13 protein-coding genes are annotated in these 14434 nt (G+C 71.0%); 4 read left to right on the top strand and 9 right to left on the bottom strand.

Annotated elements, in window-relative coordinates:
• Nucleotides 1-7 precede the first annotated feature (7 nt).
• Both ACX9TP_RS38965 and ACX9TP_RS38960 read left to right on the top strand, forming a co-directional pair.
• On the top strand, nucleotides 8-1501 hold the full coding sequence (locus ACX9TP_RS38965) for an anthranilate synthase component I family protein (RefSeq protein WP_482982288.1): 1494 nt from the start codon (nucleotides 8-10) through the stop codon (nucleotides 1499-1501).
• Nucleotides 1498-2061 (top strand): anthranilate synthase component II, encoded by a 564-nt coding sequence (locus ACX9TP_RS38960; protein WP_482975737.1) that lies wholly within the window; start codon nucleotides 1498-1500, stop codon nucleotides 2059-2061. The genes ACX9TP_RS38965 and ACX9TP_RS38960 overlap by 4 nt, the downstream gene beginning before the upstream one ends.
• A gap of 3 nt (nucleotides 2062-2064) precedes the next feature.
• On the opposite strand, the gene ACX9TP_RS38955 is transcribed toward ACX9TP_RS38960, so the two are convergent.
• From ACX9TP_RS38955 to aroF, 9 genes are all read right to left on the bottom strand, one after another.
• Nucleotides 2065-2700 (bottom strand): histidine phosphatase family protein, encoded by a 636-nt coding sequence (locus ACX9TP_RS38955; protein WP_482975736.1) that lies wholly within the window; start codon nucleotides 2698-2700, stop codon nucleotides 2065-2067.
• Between the two features lie 73 nt (nucleotides 2701-2773).
• Nucleotides 2774-2917 (bottom strand): hypothetical protein, encoded by a 144-nt coding sequence (locus ACX9TP_RS38950; protein ID WP_482975735.1) that lies wholly within the window; start codon nucleotides 2915-2917, stop codon nucleotides 2774-2776.
• 397 nt (nucleotides 2918-3314) lie between these two features.
• Nucleotides 3315-4733, bottom strand: a complete 1419-nt coding sequence (locus ACX9TP_RS38945; RefSeq protein WP_482975734.1) for a serine/threonine protein kinase — start codon at nucleotides 4731-4733, stop codon at nucleotides 3315-3317.
• 228 nt (nucleotides 4734-4961) lie between these two features.
• A complete protein-coding gene (gene trpA / locus ACX9TP_RS38940) occupies nucleotides 4962-5753 on the bottom strand; it encodes a tryptophan synthase subunit alpha (protein WP_482975733.1) in 792 nt (263 codons plus the stop codon).
• Nucleotides 5750-6955 (bottom strand): tryptophan synthase subunit beta, encoded by a 1206-nt coding sequence (gene trpB, locus ACX9TP_RS38935; RefSeq protein WP_482975732.1) that lies wholly within the window; start codon nucleotides 6953-6955, stop codon nucleotides 5750-5752. Before trpB ends, trpA begins: the two co-directional genes overlap by 4 nt.
• A 3-nt stretch (nucleotides 6956-6958) precedes the next feature.
• Nucleotides 6959-7597, bottom strand: coding sequence for a phosphoribosylanthranilate isomerase (locus ACX9TP_RS38930; protein ID WP_482975731.1), 639 nt, complete (start codon nucleotides 7595-7597; stop codon nucleotides 6959-6961).
• Nucleotides 7598-7733: 136 nt separating this feature from the next.
• Nucleotides 7734-8489: an indole-3-glycerol phosphate synthase TrpC gene (locus tag ACX9TP_RS38925; protein WP_482982287.1), complete on the bottom strand. Its 756-nt coding sequence runs from the start codon at nucleotides 8487-8489 to the stop codon at nucleotides 7734-7736.
• A gap of 50 nt (nucleotides 8490-8539) precedes the next feature.
• Nucleotides 8540-9556, bottom strand: coding sequence for an anthranilate phosphoribosyltransferase (trpD, locus tag ACX9TP_RS38920; protein WP_482975730.1), 1017 nt, complete (start codon nucleotides 9554-9556; stop codon nucleotides 8540-8542).
• Nucleotides 9557-9559: 3 nt separating this feature from the next.
• On the bottom strand, nucleotides 9560-10585 hold the full coding sequence (gene aroF, locus ACX9TP_RS38915) for a 3-deoxy-7-phosphoheptulonate synthase (protein ID WP_267859900.1): 1026 nt from the start codon (nucleotides 10583-10585) through the stop codon (nucleotides 9560-9562).
• Between the two features lie 194 nt (nucleotides 10586-10779).
• Here aroF and ACX9TP_RS38910 point away from each other — a divergent pair, with 194 nt between their 5' ends.
• Nucleotides 10780-12027 carry an NAD(P)/FAD-dependent oxidoreductase gene (locus ACX9TP_RS38910; protein WP_482975729.1) on the top strand — a complete coding sequence of 416 codons (1248 nt, stop codon included), beginning with the start codon at nucleotides 10780-10782 and terminating at the stop codon, nucleotides 12025-12027.
• Nucleotides 12028-12188: 161 nt separating this feature from the next.
• Complete coding sequence (locus tag ACX9TP_RS38905; RefSeq protein WP_482975728.1) at nucleotides 12189-14381, top strand: M4 family metallopeptidase; 2193 nt, start codon at nucleotides 12189-12191, stop codon at nucleotides 14379-14381.
• The last annotated feature ends 53 nt before the right edge of the window (nucleotides 14382-14434 follow it).

Genomic DNA, 14434 nt, shown 5'->3' with positions numbered 1-14434 from the left:
CATGAAGATGGATGCACAGGAGCGGAAGTCGGCCTATCGCCAGCTCGCGGAGAAGGGCGAGGCGGTGCCGGTGTCGGTGGAGCTGCCGGCGGACCTGGATACGCCGCTGTCGGCGTACCTGAAGCTGGGCGGAGGCTCGCGCGGCTTCATCCTCGAGTCCTGCTACGGCGGCGAGCGCTTCGGGCGCTACAGCCACGTGGGAGCCCAGCCGGCCGGGCGCGTGCGCCTGGACGCCACCGGAGCCACGTTGTGGCGTGGCTCACGCGAGGAGCGCCGCGAAGGCAAGCCCCTGGACGTCCTGCGCACGTTGTGGCGCGAGCTGGCTGTCGCGCGCCTTCCCGGCGAGGCCCCGTTCCTGGGCGGGCTCGTCGGCTACATGGGCTACCACTGCTTCTCGTGGCTGGAGCCCACGGTGCCGGACCGGCACCCGCGCGACACCTCGTTCCCGGACTCGGAATGGCTGGTGTGCGAGGACTTCGCCACCCATGACTCGCGCACCGGGACGCTCAAGGCCACCGCCATTGCCCGGCCGTCGCTGCACGGCAGCGTGGCCGCCGCGCTGAAGGACGCCGAGGAGCGCGCGCAGGCGCTGGCGGACAAGCTGCTCAAGCCGCTGCCTCCAGAGGCGTACGCGCCCGGCCCTCGCATGCGCGGCGACACGGCCCCTGTCGCCTGCTGGGACCGCGCCGGCTACGAGGCCGCGGTGGAGCGCGCCAAGGAATACATCCGCGCCGGAGACATCTTCCAGGTGGTGCTCGCGCGGCGCTTCGAGGCGCTCGGTGCGCCGCCGCCGCTGTCGCTCTACCGGGCGCTGCGGCGGGTGAACCCGTCGCCGTACCTCTTCCTGGTGGAGCTGGGCGAGGCGCGCGCGCTGGTGGGCGCTTCCCCGGAGCTGCTCGTGCAGGTGCGCGACGGGGACGTGGTGGTGCGGCCGCTGGCGGGCACCCGCCGCCGGGGCGCCACCGAGGCCGAGGACCTGGCGCTGGAGAAGGAGCTGCTCGCGGACGAGAAGGAATTGGCCGAGCACGTCATGCTGGTGGACCTGGGCCGCAACGACGTGGGCCGCGTGGCGGCGCCGGGCTCGGTGCGCGTCGAGGACATGAAGGTCATCGAGCGCTACAGCCACGTGATGCACATCGTGTCGCAGGTGCGCGGGAAGCTGGACGCGAAGTACGACGCGCTGGACGCGTTGGCCAGCACGTTCCCCGCGGGCACCGTTTCGGGCGCTCCGAAGATTCGCGCGATGCAGATCATCGACGAGCTGGAGCCGCAGCGGCGCGGGCCCTATGCGGGCGCGGTGGGCTACCTGTCCTTCTGCGGCACGCTGGACGTGGCCATCGCGCTGCGGACCTTCTTCGTGGACGGAGACAGGACGATGTGGACCTCGGGCGCGGGCCTGGTGGCGGACTCGGTGCCGTCGAAGGAGGCGGACGAGACGGAGGCCAAGGCGGGCGCCATGGCCGCCGCGCTGCGGATGGCGCGCGAGGGAGGTGGCCGGTGATTCTCGTCATCGACAACTACGACTCGTTCACCTTCAACCTCGTGCAATTGCTGTACACGCTGGGCGCCGAGGTGAAGGTGGTGCGCAATGACGACCTGGACGCCGCGGGCGTCGCGGCGACGGGGGCTTCGCACCTGGTGATTTCGCCGGGCCCGTGCACGCCGCACGAGGCGGGCGTCAGTGTGGCGGCCATTGCCCGCTCCCGCGTGCCCGTGCTGGGCGTGTGCCTGGGGCACCAGTCCATTGGCGCGGCGTTCGGCGGCAAGGTGGTTCGCGCGCCGACGCCGGTGCACGGGAAGGCGGCCCAGATTCAGCACGGGAACACGGGCGTCTTCACCGGGGTGAGCCAGGGCTTCACGGCGGCGCGCTACCACTCGCTCATCGTGGATGCGCCCTCGCTGCCCGCGGAGCTGGAGGCCACCGCGTGGAGCCAGGATGGCCTCATCATGGCGCTGCGTCACCGCACGAAGCCCGTGGTGGGCTTCCAGTTCCACCCCGAGAGCGTCCTCACGCCCGAGGGGCCGAAGCTGGTGAAGAACTTCCTCGACGGGCGGCTGTAGGCGTCAGGCGCCGGGGGCTCCCGCGTGGGAGCCCTCGGTGCGCAGGTGCGTCATGTCATTCCACGTGACGATGACAGGCTGGGTGCCGTCGCCGTCGAGGCTGACCACGCTGATGGACGCGGTGCCCAGCATGAAGAGCCGCCCGTCTTCCGGCGGCAGCCCCAGCCACCGTGCGGCCAGCACCCGCAGCAGGTGGCCGTGGGCGAAGAGGAGCACGTCGCCATTCACCGCGCGGGCGTCCGCGATGACGCGGTCCACGCGGGCGCCCACCTGCGCGGCCGTCTCTCCGTTCGGCACGCCGTCCTTCCACAGCGCCCAGCCTGGACGCTCCGCGCGGATGTCGTCGCCGGTGCGGCCCTCGTAGTCGCCGTAGTCCCACTCCATGAGCTCCGGCCGCTGCTTCGCCACGTCGCCGAAGCCGGCGAGCGCGCATGTCTCGGCCGCGCGGCTCAGCGGGCTCGTCCACACCTCGGCGAAGCGCCACGCCTTCAGCGGCTCCGCGAGCAGTCCGCCCATCTTCCGCCCGTCCTCGAGCAGCGGCATGTCCGTGCGGCCCGTGTGCTGGCCACTCCGGCTCCACGCCGTCTCGCCGTGCCGGACGAGCACCACCTGGGGACCTCGGGTCTTCATGGCGTGCATGGTGCCAGACGGCGCATGGGAGGCGTCGCGCCTTCCACCCACGAGCGCCCGAGGTTGGACAGTCCGCGCGGTGTTACACGTGGAAGGTTTGCTGGCCGCCCTCGGGTTGCTCGGTGGGGCCCGAGGTGGCGGGGCGCGGGGGCGGAAACACCGGGGTGTAGCAGGCGCCCTTGTAGACATAGGACTCTTCATCACACTCGTTTGCGGAGACCTTCAACGCCCTCCAGCAGCCACCGTTGATGACAACCTGCCCTCTGGTACGACAGTGGCCGTTGGCATCCGGCCGGGTCTGCCCTGGAAGGGAGCTGGGGGGCAGCTCCACGGCGATGGTCGACCATGCGAACGGTGCTCGGAACGGAGTCACCGGAACCGTCGGCGCCGAGTCTCCGATGGCCACGGTGGTGTCTGCTCTCGCATCCACTTCTCGCATGGCTTGTGCCTTTGTCGTCTCCCTTCGTGGCGATGCACCAAGTCTCCACCCGGTTCCCAGTATCAACGCTCCTGCCAAGCTGGCCACCGCGAGCCAGGTCCGTGTGGATGAGTGACAAATGGCCGTATCGAGGTTGTCAGGATCCATCAGGTGCCTCGTTTGGGTGCGCACTAACCGATGAGTGCTATCCGCCGTCGGTTTGCTCGGCGGGGCCCGAGGTGGCGGGGCGCGGGGGAGGGAACACCGGGAGGTAGCAGGCGCCCTTGTATACATAGGACTCTTCGTCGCAGTCCTTTATGTCGGAGACGTGGAGCCTTCTCCAACAGGCGCCGTTGATGACGACCTGCCCTCGGGTGAGACAACGGCCATTGTCATCTGGCCGGGCCTGTCCTGGCAGGGGCCTCGGTGGCATGTCCACGGCGATGGCTGACCATGCGAACGGTGCTCGGGACGGAGCCACCGGCGCCGTCAGCGCCGAATCCCCGACGGCCACGGAGCCTCCGTCCTTCGCCTGCTCCGCCAATGGCTCCTCCGTAGGCTCATCGACGCGGCTCGTATTGCTGCTCTGCACGACGGCCAATGCCAGGGATGCACCCAGACTGGCCGCTGCGAACCACGGCCACCTCACCACACGCGGCAGTTCGGTCACGACCGGCCGGGAAGCTGGGATTCCGTCATGGACCCGGGGCTCCCTCCTCGTGAAGAGGGGCACGTCCAATTCGGGCTTCTTCTTCCGTGCGGCGCGCTCCAACGCTTCTGCCAGCTCGCTTGCGCTCCCTCTTGCCTCAGGGCGAGGCGTGAGCATCCGGACCACCAGCGCATCCAACTCCGGAGCGCAGCGGACGTTGTGCGCCCTCGGAGAGCGGGTGCTGGCGTCCTCCAGGCGCCCAGACAGTGGCTCCTCGGCTGAGAGGGGATACCGGGCGGTGAGCAGCCGATAGGCGGTGACGCCCAGTGCGAAGACATCGTCCGCGGGCCCGGGGGCGTAGGCCTCTGCCGGTGCCGCCCTCCCGAGGCGCACGGAGCGCCAGGCCTCCGGTGAGCGATAGGCCGGTGTGCCCGGTGGGAAGACCTGCCAGGTCAGCGTCGCGGCGACCACATGGTGTCCCGAGCCGAAGTCCATCAGGAAGGGCTGGTCGTCCGAGTGGCGGACCAGGATGTTGTCTCCCTTCACGTCGCGGTGGACGCCCGCCGCCGCATGTGTGGCCGCCAGGGCCCCCGCCAGACGCGCAAGCAGTTGGAGCACCTGCCGGGAGGTGGGGCGCCGCACCCGCGCCCAGTCATAGAGCGAGAGGCCCTCCACGAACTCCATGGCGACATACGGGTAGCGGCGGCTGCCCTCGGGGTTCTGCCATTCCCCATGGTCTTCGAGGCGAGGGACGGCCGGGTGACGGATGCGGGTGAGCAGCTCGGCCTCCCGCGCGAAGCGCTCATCCCAGGGGTGCAGGGCGAGCTTGAGGGCCACGGTGACCTGCGCGTCCTCGGCGCTCACGGCGAGGTAGACGGCGCCATAGGTGCCGTGGCCTCGCGGCTCCACCACGCGCCAGGGGCCGACTCGCGTTCCCGGCGGAAGAAAGGCCGGATTGAGGGTGCCAGTCTCCATGAGGTGCCTCGCGAGGAGCGGCGCGGACCACTCCGCGCCCCCGGAGACTACTTGCGGAGTAGGTATACGTCAGCGCAATCTGGCAGGTGGAGGAGGACTCCTCCAAGACGCACGTTGCCCGCCCCAGGCTTGAGGCGCGCATTCGCACGCGTGACGCGTCCAGAGAGAGGCGTGGCCAGGGCAAGCAGGTGACGGGAGGGCAGGGGAGCCCCGCCCTCCGTCCACCGCTCAGCGCTTGAGGCCGCGCTTGATGTCCGCGCAGAGCGCCTTCGCCGCGCCCGGCCCGTCCGAGTGCGCCGCGCGCACCAGCGCACTGCCCACCACCACGCCGTCCGCGTGCGCCGACAGCGTGCGCGCCTGCTTCGCCGTGGAGATGCCGAAGCCCGCCACCACCGGCACCGGAGACGCCTTGCGCACCACGTCCAGCCGCTGCGACAGGTCCGCCGGCAATTCCGCCCGCATGCCCGTCACGCCCGACACGGACACGCAGTAGACGAAGCCCCGCCCGTCACGGGCAATCGCCTCCGCCCGGGCCTTCGGGGTGGTGGGCGCGCACAGTGGAATCAGGTCCACGCCCGCCGCGTCGAACGTGGCCCTCAAGCCCGCGCTCTCCTCGGGCGGCAGGTCCGGGAGAATCGCGCCCGACACGCCCTTCTCGCGCGCCAGCTTCGCGAAGCGCTCCTCGCCCATGGCCATGATGACGTTGACGTACGTCATGATGACCAGCGGCGTCCCCGGGCAGCGCCTGCGGACTTCCGGCACCACCTCGTCCAGCACGCGCTTGAGCGTGGAGCCGGCCTTCAGCGCCCGCTCGGACGCGCCCTGGATGACGGGGCCGTCGGCAATCGGGTCGCTGAACGCCACGCCGATTTCGATGATGTCCGCGCCACCCTCCACCAGCGCGGCGAACACATCCACCGAGCGCGGCAGGTCCGGGTCTCCCGCCATGGCGTACGCCACCAGGACGCCCTCACCGCGCGCCTTCGCCTTCGCGAACGCCTGCGCAATCTCTCCGCTCACGACTTCACCCCCACCGGCGGCGGCACGCCCCGCGCGGAAATGGTCGCCACGTCCTTGTCACCGCGGCCCGAGCAGTTGATGACCAGGTGCTTGCCCTTGCCCAGCTCGCGCGCCAGCTCCTTGCCGCGCGCGAAGGCGTGTGACGTCTCCAGCGCGGGGAGGATGCCCTCCGTGCGCGCCACCTCGTAGAAGGCCGCCAATGCCTCGTCGTCCGTGGCGGTGCGCACCTCCATCCGCCCCGTCTTCGCCAGGTGCGCCAGCTCCGGCCCCACGCCCGGGTAGTCCAGGCCGGCGGAGATGCTGTGCGCCTCCTGAATCTGTCCGTGCTCATCCTGGAGCACCAGCGAGCGCGAGCCGTGCAGCACGCCCTCCGTCCCCAGCGTCAGCGACGCGCCGTGCTGCCCGGACTGCAAGCCGTGGCCTCCGGCCTCCACGCCCACCAGCCGCACGTCCTTGTCACCGATGAACGGGTGCAGCACGCCAATCGCATTCGAGCCGCCGCCCACGCACGCGATGATGGCATCCGGCAGCTTCCCGAAGGCCGCCTGCGCCTGCGTGCGCAATTCCTTGCCGATGACCGACTGGAAGTCGCGCACCACCGTGGGGTAGGGGTGCGGCCCCGCCGCGCTGCCGATGACGTAGTGCGTGTCCGCCACCTGCGACACCCACGTGCGCATGGCCTCGTTCATCGCGTCCTTCAGCGTGCGCGAGCCCGACTCCACCGGCTTCACCACCGCGCCCAGCGCGCGCATGCGGAAGACGTTGAGCGACTGGCGCTCCACGTCCAGCGCGCCCATGTACACCTCGCAGGGCAGGCCGAAGAGCGCGCACGCGGTGGCCGTGGCCACGCCGTGCTGGCCCGCGCCCGTCTCCGCGATGATGCGCTTCTTCCCCATCCTCTTGGCCAGCAGCACCTGGCCCACGGTGTTGTTGATTTTGTGCGCGCCCGTGTGCGCCAGGTCCTCGCGCTTGAGCCACACGTGCGCGCCGCCCCACGCCTCGGTGAGCCGCCGCGCGGGCGTCAGCACCGTGGGCCGGCCGACGAACTCCTTCAGCACCCGCGCGACTTCCTCGCCAAAAGACGGATCCGCGCTCGCCTTGGCGTAGGCCTCTTCCAGCTCCAGCAGCGCCGGCACCAGCGTCTCCGGCACGTAGCGCCCGCCATAGCGCCCGAAGCGTCCGACGGTAGTCTCCGTGGTCATCTCTCACTCCCAGAGGTTGATGGACTTCGCGAGCCGCACGAAGGCGCGCACCGCGTCCAGGTCCTTGATGCCAGGGGCCGACTCCACCCCACTGGCCACATCCACACCGTACGGCCGCGTCGCCCGCACCGCCTCGGCCACGTTGGACGGCTTCAGGCCTCCCGCCACCAGCACGGGCACGCCACAGCCGGACAGCGAGGCCACCAGCGACCAGTCGAAGCCGACGCCCCCGCCGCCATACCCCGGAGCCGCCCCGTCCAGCAGCAACCCCGCCACGTCCCCCACGCCCACGTACCGCCGAGCATTCGCCACGTCTTCCGGGCCGCGCACGCGCAGCGCCTTGATGACCGGCACGCCGTAGCCCAGGCAGGCCTCCGGTGGCTCGTCCCCGTGGAGCTGCACCGCCGTGAGGCCGCACTCGCGCACCTTCGCGCGGACCTCGTCGGCGGGCGCGTTGACGAACACGCCCACCACCGCGCCCAGCGGAGGCCGGGTGGCCGCCAGCCGCGTCGCCGTGCCCAGGTCCACGCAGCGGGGTGACTTCGCGTAGAAGTTGAGGCCGAGCGCGTCCACGCCCGCATCCCACGCGGCCCGCGCGTCCTCCAGCCGGGTGACGCCGCAGACCTTCACGCGGACGCTCATACGGAGCCCTCCGCGCAGGGCCGCGGCTTCAGGAGCCTTCCGCGCTCCGCCCCTTCCACCCGGATACCCATGCGAGGCGCTTGGCGCCGATGAGCCGCGTTCGTGCCCGCCCGGACTCCGTTGCCCACCCGGACGCTCATACGGAGCCCTCCGTGCCGAGCAACCGCCTCAGCGCCCGTCCGGGGTCCGCCTCGCGCAGCAGCGACTCGCCCACCAGCACCGAGTCCGCGCCCGCCTCGCGCGCCGCCAGCAGGTCCGCGAGCGACTTGAGCCCGCTCTCCGCCACCAGCGCCCGGGAGCGCGAGCGCAGCCGCGGCATCACCCGCAGCGCCGTGCCCGTGTCCGTCTTCAGCGTCGCGAGGTTGCGGTTGTTGATGCCCACCAGCTCCGCGCCCGCGGCCAGCGCGCGCTCGGCGTGCGCCTCCGTGTGCGCCTCCACCAGCGCGGCCACCCGCACCTCGCGCGCGGCGGCCAGCATCTCCCGCAGCTCGCCGTCCTCCAGTGCGTCCGCGATGAGCAGCACCGCGTCCGCGCCCCACGCCGCGCTGTCCACCACGTCGCGCGCGGCCACCAGGAAGTCCTTGCGCAGCACTGGGACGGACACCGCCGCCCGTACCGCCACCAGGTCCTCCAGGCTCCCGCCGAAGTCCGGCCCGTCCGTCAGCACGCTGATGGCGCTGGCGCCCGCCGCCTCGTAGGCCCGGGCCACCGCCACCACGTCCGCGTGCGGAAACGCACCGCCCGAGGGACTCTTGCGCTTCACCTCCGCGATGACGCTCACCGGCCGCCCCGGCACCTTCGCCACCAGGGCCCCGGCGAAGTCGCGCGGCGCCGGACGCACGGGCGGCGCCATCGGCGGACGCTCGGCCAGCTCCCGGCGCTTGCGCGCCATGATGACGTCCAGCGTCCCGGAGGACGCCGGCCCTTCCCGCTGTGCGCCGCTCACGACGCGGCCCCGTGGATGAGCGCGTTCAGCTTGCGCAGCGCCGCACCCGAGTCGATGGCGTGCTCCGCCTTCCGCACGCCCTCGAGCAGGTCCGTCACCAGGCCCACCACCACCAGCGCCGCCGCCGCGTTGAGCAGCACCGCCGTGCGCAGCCCGGAGCGCTCTCCGTCCAGCAGCGAGCGCAGCCGCTGCGCGTTCTCCTCCGCGTCGCCGCCGGCGATGGCCTCGCGGGACACGACCTCCAGCCCCGCGTCCTGAGGTGTCACCGTGAAGGTCCGCACGGTGCCGTCCTCACGCAGCTCCGCCACCTGCGTGGGCGAACAGGGCGAGATTTCATCCAGCCCGTCGTCGCCGTGCACCACCCACGCGCGGCGGCTGCCCAGGCGCCCCAGCACGCGCGCAGTCTGCTCCACGCGCCTGCCGTCGAAGGTGCCCAAAAGCTGGTAGCGCGCGCCGGCCGGGTTGGTCAGCGGGCCCAGCAGGTTGAACACGCTGTGGAAGCCCAAGTCCCTGCGTGCCTGCGCCACGTGCTTGAGCGCACTGTGGTGCGAGGGCGCGAAGAGGAAGCCCACCCCGTGCTCGTCGATGTCCCGCGCCACGCGCTCGTGCGGGCGCTCCATGGAGACGCCCAGCGCCGCCAGCACGTCCGCGCTGCCGCAGCGGCTGGAGACGGCGCGGTTGCCGTGCTTGGCCACCGTCACCCCCGCCCCGGCGGCCACGAAGGCCACCGCGGTGGAGATGTTGAAGGTGTGCGCCCCGTCACCGCCCGTACCGCACGTGTCGAGCACCACCTCCGCCTTCGGAGCGAGCTTCGCCGCGCAGGCCCGCATGGCCTCCGCCGCGCCGAGGATTTCATCCTCCGTCTCGCCCTTCATCTTGAGCGCCGTCGCGAGCGCGCCCACCTGGGCAGGCGACGCCTCTCCCGCGAGCATCAGGCCCATGATGCGGGCCATCTCCTCGCGGGTGAGGTCGCGCCGGCCTACCACCTTGCCCAGCGCATCCTTGAGCGTCATGGCCTATCCCAGTCTCACGACTTCGCGGCCCATCGCCTGGGCGATGGCGCGGACCTCGTTCATGGACTTCTCGAACTCGGAGAAGTCCAGCGACTGGGCGCCGTCCGACTTGGCGCGCGGCGGATCCGGGTGGACCTCGACGATGATGCCGTCCGCGCCCACCGCCGTCGCCGCGCGCATCATCGCCGGCACCGCCTTGCGCACGCCGATGCCGTGCGAGGGGTCCACGAAGACGGGCAGGTGCGAGAGCGCCTTGAGCATGGGCACCGCGTTGAGGTCCAGCGTGTTGCGCGTCATCGTCTCGAAGGTGCGGATGCCGCGCTCGCAGAGGATGACCTGCGTGTTGCCGCGGGCGACGATGTACTCGGCCGCCATCAGCAGCTCCTTGATGGTGGCGCTCATGCCGCGCTTGAGCAGCACCGGCTTGCGGCGCTCGCCCACCGCCTCCAGGAGGCTGAAGTTCTGCATGTTGCGCGCGCCAATCTGGAGGATGTCCGTGTGCTCGGCCACCGCGTCCAGCGTGGCGGTGTCCTTCACCTCGGTGGTGACGAGCAGGCCCGTCTCCTTGCGCGCCTCGGCGAGCAGCGCGAGGCCGTCACCCTTGAGGCCCTGGAACTCGTAGGGGCTGGTGCGGGGCTTGAACGCGCCGCCGCGCAGCATGGTGGCGCCCGCCTTCTTCACCGCGTGCGCGGTGGAGAGAATCTGCTCGCGCGACTCCACCGAGCAGGGGCCGGCGATGACGTGGAACGCCGCGCCGCCGATGGTGAGCCCGCCGATGTCCAGCTGCGTGTTGTCCGGCTTCACCTCGCGGCTGACGAGCTTGAACGGCTGGGAGATGGCCACGGCATCCGCGACGCCAGGGAGGACACGGAAGGGCTCCGGCTCGACGGCGCCCGGGTTGCCGGTGATGCCGATGGCAGTGCGGGTGCCCCCTGGAATCGCGTGCGGTTGCCAACCACGACGGCGGATCTCGTCGTTCACACGCTCGATGTCCTGGGCCGTCGCGTCGGGTCGCATCACGATCAACATGGGGGTTCCTGCTCTCTCTCCGAGTGAAGGTGCCGGCGAAGCGCCAGCACCGGCTGTCCAGGCTAACGGGCAGCCTGACGATGTTCAGCCACAAGTGTCCGTTGCCCGCAACCGGCCAGGAGTCTCACTTGTGCCCGACGGGGTTATCAAGCCAGGGTGAAAGGTTTGTGGCGTGGATGTGGGAGGGCGCGCGCGTGTCGAACCTGGACGTCATCGTGGTGGGAGCGGGACTGGCCGGGCTGGCATGCACCCGGGCGCTCGTCTCCGCCCGGCTGAAGGTGTTGCTGCTGGACGCTGGGGACGCACCCGGAGGCAGGGTCCGCACGGATACCCACGAGGGCTTCCTGCTGGACCGGGGCTTCCAGGTGTATCTCACCGCCTATCCGGAGGGACGGCAGGTGCTGGAGCACCGGGCGCTCGCGCTGCGGCGGTTCATCCCAGGTGCAAAGGTGTGGCGAGGCGGCAGGCTGCACACCGTGACGGACCCGTTGCGGCGGCCGGTGGAGGCGCTGTCGCACCTGTTCGGCGGGCCCGGCACCTTCGGGGACAAGCTGCGCGTGCTGGAGCTGCGGCAGGCGGTGGTGTCCGGTGAGCTGCAGGACTTGTGGCAGCGGCCCCAGCGCTCCTCGCTGAAGTACCTGGAGGAGCTGGGCTTCACGGAGGACATGCGGGAGGGCTTCCTGCGGCCGTTCTTCGCCGGCATCTTCCTGGAGCGCGAGCTGACCACGTCGAGCCGCTTCCTGGAGTTCGTCTTCCGCATGTTCTCCACCGGCGACACGGTGGTGCCGGAGCGGGGCATGGGCGCCATCCCCGAGCAGCTCGCCGCGCGGCTGCCCGCGGGCGTGCTGCGGCTGCGCGCGCCGGTGGCGGACGCGTGGGGCCACCGCGTGCGGCTGGCGGATGGCGAGACGATTCCGGCCAAGGCGGTGGTGGTGGCGGCGGACGCGGCGGGCGCGCTGGCGCTGCTGCCCGGCCTGCCTCCGCACCCGACGAACCGCGTGACGTGTCTGTATTTCGCCGCGCCGGAGCCGCCGGTGCAGGGGCCGTGGCTGGTGCTCAACGGCGAGGGGCGCGGCGTGGTGAACAACGTGGCGGTGATGAGCGAGGTGTCACCGGCCTATGCGCCCGCGGGCCAGGCGCTCGTGTCCGTGTCGGTGCTGGACGGGAAGCTGGACGCGGAGGCCCTGCAGGCGCGCGCACGGGAGGAGCTGACGGGCTGGTTCGGCAATGCCGTGTCCGAATGGCGGCACCTGCGCACGTATGTCATTCCCAACGCGCTGCCCGCGCAGCCTCCGGCCGCGCTGGAGCCGCCGCGCCGCACGGTGCGACTGTCGCCGGGCCTCTATGTCTGCGGGGACCACCGGGACAACAGCTCCATCGACGGAGCGCTGGGCTCCGGCCGGCGCGCGGCGGAGGCGGTGCTGGAGGACCTGGGGCGTTGAAGGACCTCATCGACTGAGGTGGGCTTGCGCCGCGTCGTGTCAATCCAAACAGGTTGATATGTAGATTGAAACCCGCATGTCGTTGCAACCGGGATGTCCTTGCAATTCAGACATCTCCGGCGCCAGCATCAACCCCTTCACGCCTGTCCGAAGGGGGATGCATGGTTGAGAAGCGATTGCGCGGTGTCCTGGGCATTTCGTTGCTGTCTTTGATGGCGGGTGCCTGCACGGAGGCCACACCCTCGGGAAGACCCCCGGAAGCGGCGGCGAAGCAGTCCGCCACCGCCCGCCTGGACGGGCTCCAGGTGGTGGGGTTCGAGCCGGACGGCGTTCCCACCTTCATCAACGGCCCGCTGGGCGCCGCGCCCACCGAGGCGGGCGCGGTCCACTCCGTCCAGGCCGCCCAGCTGCTCCCCGTGGTGGAGCGCGTGGCGCCGCTGTTCCGGCTCAGCCCGGGTGACCTCTATCTCAAGAAGGCCTACGTCGGCTTCGACGGGGACGCGCACTTCCGCTACGGCGTGCGGCGCCACGGCATCGACGTGCTGGGCGCGGAGCTGCGCCTGCACGCGCGCGACGGCGCGGTCTTCGCGGTGAACACCAACGCCCGCGGCGACCTGGCCGCGACGGAGCGGCCCACCATCTCCGCCGAGGCGGCCGTCACCGCGGCGAGGGTGGACCGGTCCTCTCCGCCCGACGCCACCGCCACGGGCACGCCCCGGCTCGTCTACTGGCGCGACGGCGACCAGCTCGTGCTGGCGTACGAGGTTCGCATCCGGGGCACGGACGCGGATGGCGGCCCCCTGGACGACTCGGTCCTCGTCAACGCGCGCAATGGCGACGTGTTCGAGCGCCTCTCGCATGTCCAGACCGCGCTGAATCGCCGCGTCTACGACGGCAATGGCGGTCCGAGCCGCAACGAGGGCGAGCCGCCCGTCGCCAACCCCCTGGTCAACATCGCTTATGACCACCTGGGCACCGTCTACCGTTGCTACAACGAGCTCTTCGGCCGCGACTCGTATGACAACGCGGGCGCGATGCTCATCAGCACCGTGTACCAGCGCACCCACTACGTGAACATCTTCTGGGACGGCACCCAGCTGGTGATGGGCGATGGCGGCGGGGTGACGCCCGCCCTGCTGGCCCGCGCCGTGGACGTGATGGCGCACGAGGTGACCCACGGCGTGACGGCCACCGAGTCGGACCTCATCTACTCCGGAGAGTCCGGAGGCCTGAACGAGTCCATCTCCGACATCTTCGGCGCCGTGTGCGAGTGGCACAGCAAGGGCAAGGTCGTGGATGCCAACACGTGGCTGTTCGGCGAGGACATCTACACGCCCGACATCCCCGGGGACGCCATCCGCTACATGCACAACCCCAAGCTGGATGGCGTCTCGCTGGACGTCTACAGCGACTACACCTCGGGCACGGACGTGCACTTCAGCTCGGGCATCCCCAACCTGGCCTTCTACCTGCTGTCGCAGGGCGGCGTGCACCCGCGCGTCCCCAACCAGCTGCCCGTGACGGGCATCGGCATCGAGAAGGCCGCGCGCATCTTCTACAAGGCGAACGTGGACCTCCTGCTGCCGTCCTCCAACTTCGAGGCCGCGAAGGTCGCCACGGAGCAGGCCGCGTTCCAGCTCGGCTACGACTCGGAGACCCTCACCTCGGTCAGCCGGTCCTGGATGGCCGTGAAGGTGGGCGTCCCCCACATCCCGCCGGACAGTGAGCTGGAGAAGGACCTCCCCGTCCAGCTCTCCGGTACGCAGGGAAGGAAGTTCTATTTCTTCACGACGGTCCCCGAGGGCGTGAGGAACCTGAAGTACACCCTCACCGGCGGCACGGGTGACGCGGACCTGTACGTGCGGTTCAACAACGCCCCGACGACCACCAGCTATGACTGCCGCCCCTACAGGTCGGGCAACGAGGAGGAGTGCCTCTTCCCGGCGCCTGCCCAGGGCTCCTGGTGGGCGATGGTCAACGGCTTCAGCGCGTACTCCAACGTGACGCTGAAGGTGACGTGGGAGGGCGGCTACGTGGTGCTCCAGCCCGGTGTGGAAGTCACGGGCCTGGCCGGCGCCGCGGGCTCGTCAAAGGTCTTCACCGTCCAGATTCCGGAGCGCGGGGACGGCGGCACCCGCAACGTCCACGCCCGGCTCACGGGCTCGGGGAACGCGGACCTCTACGTGCAGCGCGCCGCGGCGCCGACTCCGAGCGCCTATGACTGCCGCGGCATGAAGGAGCACAGCACGGAGAACTGCGACCTGAATGGCGCCGAGCCGGGCAGGTTCTACGTCGAGGTCTTCGGCGCCAGGGGCGGCTACTCGGACGGCTCGCTCATCGTCACGTACGACTGAGCGGCCCTGCCGTGGGGCCCGCCCCTGACGTGAAGCGGGGCGGGCTCACGGGC

The organism is Pyxidicoccus sp. M15 (assembly GCF_056858435.1).
The sequence above is the reverse complement of the archived record's forward strand: the minus strand, read 5'-3'. Positions and strand labels throughout refer to the sequence as shown.